9 protein-coding genes are annotated in these 9,386 nt (G+C 69.5%); 4 read left to right on the top strand and 5 right to left on the bottom strand.

The features are described 5' to 3' along the window. Nucleotides 1–217 precede the first annotated feature (217 nt). Nucleotides 218–1,432 carry a tyrosine--tRNA ligase gene (gene tyrS / locus N790_RS02720; RefSeq protein WP_043800384.1) on the bottom strand — a complete coding sequence of 405 codons (1,215 nt, stop codon included), beginning with the start codon at nt 1,430–1,432 and terminating at the stop codon, nt 218–220. Between the two features lie 172 nt (nt 1,433–1,604). Here tyrS and N790_RS02715 point away from each other — a divergent pair, with 172 nt between their 5' ends. Both N790_RS02715 and N790_RS02710 read left to right on the top strand, forming a co-directional pair. Next, nucleotides 1,605–2,909, top strand: a complete 1,305-nt coding sequence (locus tag N790_RS02715) for a peptidoglycan DD-metalloendopeptidase family protein (RefSeq protein ID WP_052385633.1) — start codon at nt 1,605–1,607, stop codon at nt 2,907–2,909. A 4-nt stretch (nt 2,910–2,913) separates the two neighbouring features. Then, nucleotides 2,914–4,041, top strand: coding sequence for an anhydro-N-acetylmuramic acid kinase (locus tag N790_RS02710; protein ID WP_043800381.1), 1,128 nt, complete (start codon nt 2,914–2,916; stop codon nt 4,039–4,041). Here the strand turns inward: N790_RS02710 and N790_RS02705 are convergent, their stop codons facing one another. The 3 genes from N790_RS02705 to N790_RS02695 form a co-directional block, all read right to left on the bottom strand. Further along, nucleotides 4,042–4,332, bottom strand: a complete 291-nt coding sequence (locus N790_RS02705; RefSeq protein WP_052385632.1) for a hypothetical protein — start codon at nt 4,330–4,332, stop codon at nt 4,042–4,044. Nucleotides 4,333–4,425: 93 nt separating this feature from the next. After that, nucleotides 4,426–5,730 (bottom strand): AmpG family muropeptide MFS transporter, encoded by a 1,305-nt coding sequence (locus N790_RS02700; protein ID WP_043800380.1) that lies wholly within the window; start codon nt 5,728–5,730, stop codon nt 4,426–4,428. Beyond that, the gene (locus tag N790_RS02695; RefSeq protein ID WP_043800377.1) at nt 5,727–6,494 is read right to left on the bottom strand and encodes an exodeoxyribonuclease III; all 768 of its coding nucleotides are present in this window, start codon (nt 6,492–6,494) and stop codon (nt 5,727–5,729) included. Before N790_RS02695 ends, N790_RS02700 begins: the two co-directional genes overlap by 4 nt. Before the next feature lie 113 nt (nt 6,495–6,607). Here N790_RS02695 and pyrE point away from each other — a divergent pair, with 113 nt between their 5' ends. Together pyrE and N790_RS02685 are read left to right on the top strand one after the other, a co-directional pair. After that, a complete protein-coding gene (gene pyrE / locus N790_RS02690; protein ID WP_043800374.1) occupies nt 6,608–7,255 on the top strand; it encodes an orotate phosphoribosyltransferase in 648 nt (215 codons plus the stop codon). A 16-nt stretch (nt 7,256–7,271) separates the two neighbouring features. Further along, nucleotides 7,272–7,949, top strand: a complete 678-nt coding sequence (locus N790_RS02685; RefSeq protein WP_043800371.1) for a DUF4124 domain-containing protein — start codon at nt 7,272–7,274, stop codon at nt 7,947–7,949. A 9-nt stretch (nt 7,950–7,958) separates the two neighbouring features. Here the strand turns inward: N790_RS02685 and N790_RS02680 are convergent. Continuing rightward, nucleotides 7,959–9,386, bottom strand: a 1,428-nt coding sequence (locus N790_RS02680; RefSeq protein ID WP_043800370.1) for a phosphomannomutase/phosphoglucomutase, incomplete at its 5' end; no start/stop codon positions are given.

Here is a 9,386-nt window from a genome sequence, read left to right as displayed (position 1 = left end):
ATCAATCACTTGCGAAGTCTTTCGAACCTCGCTCCTCATGGCGTTTCGCCCGAGGGAGCCGCACATTATACGGCCGTTTCGCGGAACGTCAACACCCTTTTCAGAGGATTTTCGTACCGCTTCCCGCGTCGCCCGGCTCGTGGCCGGCGTCTGCGGGGGGGCGAACTTTAATCGCAGCGCGCCGGCGATTGCAAGCAAATCGCTGGAACCCGCGGAATCAAAGGGTCGGCACCAGGCGCACCCGGGCGAAACTGCGCTTTCCGACCTGCAGGACACCCTCGAATCCGGGGGCGAACAGGCGCTGCGGGTCCTCGAACACCTCCGCATCGATCTTCACGGCCCGCTCCTTTAGCTTGCGCGACGCCTCGGAGTTGCTCGGCGCCAGCCCGGCCGCCACCAGCAGCGCGGCAATGCGAAGGCCCTCGGCCGGCACGGCGATTTCGGCCTGCGGAAGCAGCGACGTATCACCCTCGCCGCGCACCACGGCATGCCAGCCGGCAATGGCCTGCTCGGCCGCCGCGGCACCGTGGAAACGCGCCGCCAGCTCGCGCGCAAGGCGCAGCTTCGCGTCACGCGGATTGAGCTGCCCCGAAGCCACCTCGGCACGCATGGCGTTCAACTCCGCCAGCGACACCTCGAAACTGAGCAGCTCGAACCAGCGCCACATCAGCTCGTCGCCGATCTTGAGCGTCTTGGTGACGATGTCGATGGCCGGCTCGTTGATGCCGATGTAATTGCCCAGCGACTTGGACATCTTGTTGACGCCGTCCAGGCCCTCGAGCAGCGGCATCGTGAGCACGATCTGCGGCGCCTGCCCGTAATGCTCCTGCAGGCCACGGCCCATCAGCAGGTTGAACTTCTGGTCGGTGCCGCCGAGTTCGACGTCGGCCTGCAGCGCCACCGAGTCGTAGCCCTGCACCAGCGGATACAGGAATTCATGGATGGCGATGGACTGCTGGGCGGCGTAGCGCTTCGAGAAATCGTCGCGCTCGAGCATGCGCGCCACCGTGTGTTGCGCCGCCAGCCGGATCATGTCGGCGGCCGACATCTGGCCGAACCACTCGGAATTGAACCGTACCTCGGTGCGATCCCTGTCGAGCACCTTGAATACCTGGTCGGCGTAGGTCTGCGCGTTCGCCAGCACGTCCTCGCGGGTGAGCGGCTTGCGGGTGGCGTTCTTGCCGGTCGGGTCGCCGATCATCCCGGTGAAGTCGCCGATCAGGAAGATGACCTGGTGCCCCAGGTCCTGGAACTGCCGCATCTTGTTGAGCAGCACAGTGTGGCCCAGGTGCAGGTCCGGCGCCGTGGGGTCGAAGCCGGCCTTCACGCGCAGCGGGCGCCCGGCCTTGAGGCGGGCAGCCAGTTCCTCGGGCTTGAGGATCTCCTCGGCGCCGCGGCCGATCAGTTCAAGGGCGGAGTACAGGTCGGACATGGCAATCGGGATTCCGTGGTCGGGCAGGCGCCGGGAGGAGCCCGGCCGTTAAATGGAGGTTAATGGAAAGTTAAAGCGCGCAGGGCGAAAAATCCAGCCGCGACAAGGGTTTGACGCGACTATTTCCGGCTGGTTATCGTACCGCGACATCAGGCCCCAGCGGGGAAAGCCCTTGCCACACCGCGATTCCTTCTCCCTCCGCCGCTGGTCGCACGAACACTGGGTCCTGGCCAGCCTGTTCGCCTCGCTGGCGATCCTGGTCGGAACCATCGTCCCTGGCTTCGCCTCCGCCATGCGCGGCGCCGACGCCGCCGCCAACCGAAGCATCCTTCCGCTGGCCCTGCCCCCGCTGCAGCTGGCCGATGCGCGCGCCAACGCCGCCAGCCGCGCCTGGCAAGTCGTCACCGTGCAGAGCGGTCAGACCCTGGGCGCGCTGTTCGAACAGATGGGCGTGCCCGCCACCGTGATGCACCAGGTGCTCGAACTGCCGAGCGCCCGCCAGGCCCTGTCGCGCCTTCGCGCCGGCGCCGAGCTGGCTTTCGACCTGGGCGAGGCCGGCGAGCTGCGCGGCCTGCGCTTCGACCGCGACGAAGCCGCCCGCGTGGAGATCGTCGCCGCCAACGGCGATTTCAAGGAAAAGGTCATCGAGCGTCCGCTCGAGCGCCGCGTGATGATCGCCAGCGGCGAGATTGACAGCTCGCTTTACGCCGCCGGCGAAAAGGCCGGCCTGGGCCCGGCCATCATCAACCAGATGGCCAACGCCTTCTCGTATGACATCGACTTCACCCAGGACCTGCGCGTCGGCGACAGCTTCCAGGTGGTGTACGAAGAAGTCTGGCGCGACGGCGAACGCCTGCGCAGCGGCGAAGTGGTGGCCGCCAGCTTCACCAACCGCGGCAAGGAATTCACCGCGCTGCGCTACGAGCGCAACGGCAAGTCCGAGTACTTCGACCTCGCCGGCCGGCCGCTGAAGAAGGGCTTCATGCGCATGCCGATCGAGTTCGCGCGCATCAGCTCGCGCTTCAACCCGCGCCGCAAGCATCCGGTGCTGGGCACGGTGCGCGCGCACAAGGGCGTGGACTACGCCGCGGTCACCGGCACGCCCATCATGGCGGCGGGCGACGGCCGCATCGCCTTCGCCGGCTGGCAGAACGGCTACGGCCGCACCATCGTCATCGACCACGGCCGCGGCTACACCACGCTGTACGGCCACATGTCGCGCCTGGGCAAGTACAAGGTCGGCCAGCGCGTGCAGCAGGGCAGCACCATCGGCTACGTCGGCGCCACCGGCCTGGCCAGCGGCCCGCACCTGCACTACGAATTCCGCGTCAACGGCGCGCACCGCGACCCGCTCACCGTGACCATGCCCAAGCCCGACCCGCTGACCGGCGCCGAGCTCGCCCGCTTCCGCGCCACCACGGCGCCGGCGATGGCGCAGCTCAAGCGCGTCGAGGACGTGCGCCTGGCCGCGCGCTGACACCATGGCCTCCGCGAACACCGAGCCCGCCGCCACCGACGGCGGGCTTTTTCTTGGCCTGATCTCGGGCACCAGCGTGGACGGCATCGACGCCGCGCTGGTGCGCTTCTCGCCCGCGCCGCAGGTGCTGTTCGGCCGCACTTACCCGCTGCCCGCGGCGCTGGCCGACGAAGTGCTGCGGCTCTCGCAGGCCGAGGCGCGCATCACGCTGGACGAAGCCGGACGGCTCGACACGCAGCTCGGCCAGGCCTTCGCCGCCGCCGCAATGCAGGCGCTGGCCGACAGCGGCACGTTGGCGCGCGACGTCACCGCCATCGGTTCGCATGGCCAGACGCTGCGCCACGACCCGCGCGGCGATGCCCCGTTCACGCTGCAGCTCGGCGACGCCAACGTCATCGCCGAGCGCACCGGCATCACCACGGTCGCCGACTTCCGCCGCCGCGACGTCGCCGCCGGCGGCCACGGCGCGCCCCTGATGCCCGCCTTCCACGCCGCCGTGCTGCGCGCGGAGCACGAAGAGCGCGCGGTGCTCAACCTCGGCGGCATCGCCAACCTCACCCTGATGCCGCGCGGCGGCGTGGTGCGCGGCTTCGATACCGGCCCGGCGAACGGCCTGATGGACGCCTGGTGCCTCGAACACCGCGGCCAGCCCTACGACCGCGACGCCGCCTTCGCCCGCGAGGGCCGAGTCGATGAAACGCTGTTGGCGGCGCTCATGGCCGACCCTTGGTTCGAACTGCCGCCGCCCAAGAGCACCGGCCGCGACCAGTTCCAGCTGCAGTGGCTGCGCGCGCGCCTGGGCGGGCAAACGCCCGCCGACGTGCAGGCCACGCTGTGCGAACTCAGCGCCGCCACCGCGGCCGATGCGCTGCGGCGTGAACAGCCCGGCTGCGCGCGCCTGCTGGCCTGCGGCGGCGGCGCCCACAACCCGCTGCTGATGCAGCGCCTGGCGGCACGCCTGCCCGGCGTCGCCGTGGCGAGCACCGCCAGCGTCGGGCTTGATCCGGATTTCGTGGAAGCCGCCGGCTTCGCCTGGCTGGCCCGGGAAACCCTGGCCGGGCGCCCCGGCAATTTGCTGGCGGTCACCGGCGCGGCGGGCCCGCGCGTGCTGGGCGCCGTCTACCGCGGCTGATCAGCCGCCGGGCTTCTTCTTCGCGTCGACCATGTAGGACGGCGCATCGTCGGGCAGGCTGTTGAGCGCCGCCATGGCCTCGGCGAAGGCGCGGCTTTCGTCGTCGTTCCAGGAACCGGTGAGGCGGGCGATGTCGCCCGGTTCCGGCGCCGGCTCGGGCTCGATGATGCCCAGCGCCTGCTTGATCAGGTGCAGGATCACGTCGTTGAGCGGCCAGCCCTTCTGTCGCGCCATCTCCTTGATGCGCTCGGCCACACGCTCGTCGATGTCGCGGAGCAGGAAGTCGGCCATGGCCTCGATCCTCGGGGGGACGACCAGCATACGGCCACGGGCCGGGACTGCAAGCCTTGCCGGCCCTCGCCGGGCCCCGGGGTCAGCCCCGGCTCAGCCGGCGCCGCCCTTGTAACCGGCGTCGCCGAGCGAGCGCTCGATGAGGCCGGCGCGCAGCATGTACAGGTAGAGCAGCACGCCAGGCAGCGCCACCAGCGTGGTCAGCACGTAGAACTGGACGTAGCCCAGCGATTCGATCAACGCGCCCGCGGTCGTGCCCGTGACCAACCGCCCCACCACGCTCGCCGCCGCCGACAGCAGCGCGAACTGGGTGGCCGTGAACGCCAGGTTGCACAGCGCCGACAGGTAGGCCACCACCACCACGCCGCCGATACCGCTGGCCAGGTTCTCGAAGCCGATGGTGAAGGCCAGCAGCGCGTTCGAATGCCCCACCGAGGCCAGCCAGGCGAAGCTGAGGTTCGAGGCCGCCATCAGCACCAGCGCGATCAGCACCGAGCGCTTCATGCCGATCGCGGCGTACATCATGCCGCCGACGAAAATGCCCGCCAGCATGGCCACGAAGCCGAAACCCACGTCGTAGGTGGCGATCTCGTCGTTGCTGAAGCCCAGGTCGTTGAGCAGGAGCCGCAGCGTCAGGTTGGCCAGGGTGTCGCCGATCTTGTGCAGCAACACGAACAGCAGCACCAGGAAGGCACCGCGGCGTCGGAAGAATTCGAGCAGCGGGCCGGCGGTGGCTTCCCAGGCCTGGCGCAGGCCGCGATGCGCCGACACCGCCACGTGCCGCGCCGGTTCGCCCATCACCAGGCCGGCCAGCATCGCCGGCAGCGCGAACGCGGCGCAGAGCAGGTAGGCCAGGGTCCAGCCATGACGCGCCGCCACGTACAGCGCCAGCGAACCGGCCGCGACCGAACCGATGCGCCAGCCATATTGCGACATGCCCGAGCCCACGCCGAGCTGCTCGGGCTTGAGCGTTTCGATGCGGTAAGCGTCGATGACGATGTCGTAGGTGGCGCCGGCTGCTCCCACCGCCACCGCCGCCAGCGCGAACAGCGCTAGGTCGGCCTTGGGATCGAGCACCGCCAGCCAGGCCACCGCCAGCATCGCCAGCAGGCCGGCCAGCACCAGCCACGACACGCGCTGGCCCAGCCGGCCCAGCAGCGGCAGGCGCACCGAATCCACCAGCGGCGCCCACAGGAACTTGAAGTTGTAGACCAGGAAGGCCAGCGAAAACGCCGTCACCGCCTTCTTGTCAATGCCATCCTGGGCCAGGCGCGTGGTGAGCGTGGCGCCGATCATCGCGTAGGGAAAACCCGAGGAAATACCCAGCGCCAGCGCCGCCAGCGGCTCGCGCTGGACGTAGGGGCGCAGGCCGGCCAGCAGGCGCTCGGCCAGGCTCATGCGTACTCCACCAGGTAGGGAGCGTGGTCGCTGAACTTCGGCTCGGGGAAGATGGCGCAGCTCCTGAGCTTGTCGCGCAGCGAAGGCGTGACCACCTGGTAATCAATGCGCCAGCCCACGTTCTTGGCGCGCGCGGCGCCGCGCTGGCTCCACCAGGTGTACTCCTCGCCCTCGGGGCGCAGGTGCCGGTAGCTGTCCACCCAGCCCTGCTGGCCGAACAGCAGGTCGAGCCAGGCGCGCTCCTCGGGCAGGCAACCGGAGTTCTTCTGGTTCGAGGTCCAGTTCCTGATGTCCTTGCGGGTATGCACGATGTTCCAGTCGCCGCAGATCACGTAGTCCCGGCCGCTGGCGGCCCACTGCGCGAAGATCGGCGTGATCCACTCCATGCAGCGGAACTTGAACTGCTGGCGCTCGTCGCCGGAGGAACCGGACGGGAAATACAGCGACACCACGCTGAGCTTGCCGAAGCGCGCCTCGAGGTAGCGGCCTTCCTCGTCGAACGGCGCCCAGCCCAGGGCCGTGCGCACCTCGTCGGGTTCGCGGCGCGAGTAGATGCCGACGCCGCTGTAGCCCTTCTTGGTGGTCGCGTCGCGGAAATGGGCGTGGTAGCCGGCGGGGCGCAGGTCCGGGGCGCCGAGCTGGTGCTCCTGGGCCTTGGTTTCCTGGACGCAGACGATGTCGGCGTCCTGGCCGGGCAACCAGTCGAAGAAACCCTTGCTGGCGGCCGAGCGGATGCCGTTGGCGTTGAAGCTGATGATTTTCAAGGGAAGGCGGGCCGGTGGCGTGGTCGGGAAAGGGTAGCCCAATCGCGCGCCGGCGCGGGTGCCCGGCGCGCGCCGGCTGTTGCACAATCACGCTTTCCGCCCGGGAACCCGCCATGAAACCGCACCAGAGCCGCTTCCTCGACCTGGCCTTGGACCGACAGGTGCTGCGCTTCGGCCAGTTCACCCTCAAGTCCGGCCGCGTCAGCCCGTATTTCTTCAACGCCGGCCTGTTCGATTCCGGCGCCGCCCTGGGCACGCTGGGCAAGTGTTACGCCGAGGCGCTGGACGACGCGGGCCTGCAGTTCGACATGCTGTTCGGGCCGGCCTACAAGGGCATCCCGCTGGCCACGGCGCTGGCGGTGGCCATGGCCTGTCGCGGCCGCGACGTGCCCGTGGCCTTCAACCGCAAGGAAGCCAAGGCCCACGGCGAGGGCGGCAGCCTCATCGGCGCGCCGGTGCGCGGCCGCGTGCTGATCGTGGACGACGTGATCACCGCCGGCACCGCCATCCGCGAGTCCATCGGCATCATCCGGGCCGCCGGCGGCGAGCCCTGCGGCGTGCTGATCGCCCTCGACCGCCAGGAGCGCGGCCAGTCGGGCGATCTCTCGGCCGCCCAGGAAGTGACCGCCGAATTCGGCCTGCCGGTGATCGCCGTCGCGGGCCTGGACGAACTGCTGGCGCACGCCGACGAGCGGCCCCAGGTGGCCGCGCACAAGGACGCCCTGGTGTCGTATCGTGCCGCTTACGGAAGCCGTCGCTGAACGCCGGAGTTGGGCCATGAAACGCAAGCTCGTCTGCCTCGCCGTCCTCGCCGCGCTGCTCGCCTCGGGCGGCGCGTTCGCGGAGGAAAAGACCAAGAAGCTCTATCGCTGGGTGGACAAGGACGGCAAGGTGCAGTTCAGCGACACCTTGCCGGCCGAAGCGCTGCAGCAGGCGCGCACCGAGATCAACGCCGAAAGCGGCCGCACCACCGGCGCGGTGGACCGCGCCCTGACGCCCGAGGAACAGGCCGAGAAGGAGCGCCTGGCCGCCGAGGCCGAACGCGCCGAGCGCGACGCGGAAAAGCAACGCCAGACCGAAGAAGCCATGCTCGCCTCGTTCCAGAGCGAGGAGGACCTGCGCCGCTCCTTCGGCATGCGGGTGACGCTGATGCAGGAAAACCTCAATGCCATCGAGGCCGGCATCGGCAGCCAGCGCACCAGCCTGACCGGCCTGCTGGCCGAGGCCTCCGAATCCGAACTGGCCGGCAAGGCGGTGAACGCCAAGCAGGCCGCCGCCATCCGCGAGATCCACGCGGAAATGGTCAAGCAGCAGAACATGCTGATCGTGAAGCAGGCCGAGCTGATGAAGCTCGACGAGGAGCTCGAGCACCTGGTGCGGCGCTTCCACGAACTCAAGGCGCCGCGCCAGGAAAACGCGGCCCCGCCCGCCGGGGAAACCACCCCGGCCGGCTGAGCCCCCGCCTCAGAAGGGCAGCTGAAGGCTCGGGTCGACCGCGAGCAGCTGCTCGCGGAACAGGTTCTTGATGCGCTCGAGCGCTTCGGCGTCCTTGGCGTCGAAGCGCAGCACCAACACCGGCGTCGTGTTCGACGCCCGCACCAGGCCCCAGCCGTCCGGCCAGTCGGCACGCAGGCCGTCGATCGTGGCCAGGCGCGCGCCCTCGAACCTGGCCTTGGCCAGGAAGTCCTCGATGAAGGTGTACTGGCGGCCTTCCTCAACCTTGATCTTGAGCTCGGGCGTGGACACGCCCTTGGGCAGGGTGTCGAAGATTTCCTGCGGCGTCTCGCTCCGGCTCGAGAGGATCTCGAGCAGGCGGCAGGCGGCGTACAGGCCATCGTCGAAGCCGTACCAGCGTTCGCGGAAGAAGAAGTGGCCGCTCATCTCACCGGCCAGTTCGGCTTCCGTCTCGCGCATCTTGGCCTTGATCAGCGAATGGCCGGTCTTCCACATCAGCGGGCTGCCGCCGTGGCGCAGGATGTGCATGGCCAGGTGGCCGGTGCACTTCACGTCGTAGATGACGCAGGCGCCCGGGTTGCGCTCGAGCACGTCGGCGGCGAACAGCATCAGCAGGCGGTCGGGGTAGATCATCTCGCCCGATTTGGTCACCACGCCCAGGCGGTCGCCGTCGCCGTCGAAGGCCAGGCCCAGGTCGGCGTCCACGCGCTTGACCACGCTCACCAGGTCCTGCAGGTTCGCCGGGTCGCTGGGGTCGGGGTGGTGGTGCGGGAAGTTGCCGTCCACCTCGCAGAACAGAGGCTCGACGTCGGCGCCGATGGCCTCGAGCAGCTGCGGCGCGATGCCGCCGGCGATGCCGCTGCCGCAATCGACCACCACGCGCAGCTTGCGCTCGATCTGGATGTCGCCGGCGATGCGGTTGATGTAGTCCTCGGTGACGTCGCGGCGCGACACCATGCCCGGGTTGTCGGCCAGGTAGAGCTGGTTCTCGGCGATGCGCTCGTAGAGCTTCTGTATGGCGTCGCCGGCCAGGGTTTCGCCCTCGATGACGATCTTGAAGCCGTTGTAGTCCGGCGGGTTATGGCTGCCAGTGACCGAGACGCAGGAGCCGGCGCGCAGGTGGTAGGCGGCGAAGTACACCACCGGCGTCGGCGCGGCGCCGATGTCGATGACCTCGCGGCCGGCCTGGCGCAGGCCCTCGATCAGGGCGTCGGCCATCTGCGGCGACGACAGCCGGCCGTCGCGGCCCACCACGATGGTGCGGGCGTCCTGCGCCTGCATCGCGCTGCCGATGGCCTGGCCGATCAGGCGCGCGGTTTCGGCATCGAGCGTCTTGCCGATGACGCCGCGGATGTCATAGGCGCGGAAGATGCTGCGGTCGAGCGCGGCGCGGGCCGGGGCCGGCTTGCCGGGCGCGGCGGCGGCGGTCGTCGGCGC

This window comes from Arenimonas malthae CC-JY-1 (genome assembly GCF_000747075.1).
In the GTDB taxonomy this organism is placed as follows: Bacteria; Pseudomonadota; Gammaproteobacteria; order Xanthomonadales; family Xanthomonadaceae; genus Arenimonas; species Arenimonas malthae.
Note: the sequence above shows the minus strand (reverse complement) of the source record. Positions and strands in the feature narration are given on the sequence as shown.